At 63.2% G+C, this 1,199-nt stretch carries 1 protein-coding gene; it reads right to left on the bottom strand.

The features are described from left to right. Nucleotides 1–150: 150 nt before the first annotated feature. Nucleotides 151–1,199 (bottom strand): right-handed parallel beta-helix repeat-containing protein (locus BZY54_RS51360; RefSeq protein WP_167414185.1); only part of this gene is annotated, 1,049 nt, incomplete at its 5' end.

Here is a 1,199-nt window from a genome sequence, read left to right as displayed (position 1 = left end):
CCGCCGGTGCTTTCGCACCGGAGCGCCCACGACCGGCTCCCGTGGCTTTGGCGCGAGCGTGGCCTGGTGCCGTTCACGCCACAACGGAACTACACGAGCGGCGAGTTGAGCGGCCGCATCGGTCGTCACAACCTCGCGCCCGGCACCGGTTCACTCCCGAAGGCCGGATGTCGGGCCGATACCATCGAGGGTGAACTGCTCGTTCCAGGACGCCACCCACTTCTCGCCGAATCCTGGCGTCTTGTTCAGGGAGGACGCCTTGCTGAACTTGCCGGTCTCGGTGGCGAAGCCGAAGGCCGACGGCTCATCGCCAAAGACGCTGACGGAGTCGAAGCCGGGGCTGAACGTCTTGACGTTCTGTCCCTGCGCGCCCGTGGTGTAGGCGAAGTCGCCGGTGCCGATGCGCACCGAGCGGGTCAGCACGTTGTGCGAGGGCACGTAGAGGGAGTCAGGGTTCTCCCAGACGTACTCCTTGGTGCAGTCGGTGGTTCCGATAGCCGAGCAGACCTGGCCCGCGCTGTCGACGGGCACGTACCAGTCCTTGATGTTGGGGTACTGGCGCGCGTAGGCCTTGTACCACGTGCGGACGTTGGCGGGGGTGTTGGTGAATCCCGTGCCGTCACCGGGCTTCAGCATGTCGTCGAAGCGCTCTATGACGACCTGGGAGTTGGACACCGGCAGCTTCTGGCCGTCGGAGTGGTAGAGCTTGTCGTGCCCGACGTTCGTGACGTTGTTGAAGACGTTGTCGAAGGCGACGTTGCTGTGCCCCGAATTGTAGAAGAGGCCGTACTCGGCGTCCTCGAAGTAGTTGTTGTGCACAACGAGCCCGGAGGCACCGTCGTCCATGTAGACGGCCTGGTTGTCGTGCCGGTTGATGTGGCCGAAGTAGTTGTACGCGATCTCGTTGTTGAGATACGTGAAGTCGCGGCCCGCGTAGATCACACCCTGGTCGGACGCATTGGTCACGATGTTCTCGAACCGGTTGTGCACGATCTTCATGTCATTGCCCATGATCTGGACCGCCATGTGCGGAGCGTCGTGCACGTGGTTGTAGGCGAAAGTGTTGCCCACGCCGTCCATGTATCCGGCGGGAGTGTAGGTGGCCAGCTTGGAGAAGTTGTAGATCTCGTTGTGCGCCACGAGGTTGTGGCCCGGAGTCAGTGACTTGCGGTCACCGCCGGCCACGAAGACGCCGCCGC

The organism is Streptomyces carpinensis, assembly GCF_002154505.1.
GTDB classification, from domain to species: domain Bacteria; phylum Actinomycetota; class Actinomycetes; order Streptomycetales; family Streptomycetaceae; genus Streptomyces; species Streptomyces carpinensis.
The sequence above is the reverse complement of the archived record's forward strand: the minus strand, read 5'-3'. Positions and strand labels throughout refer to the sequence as shown.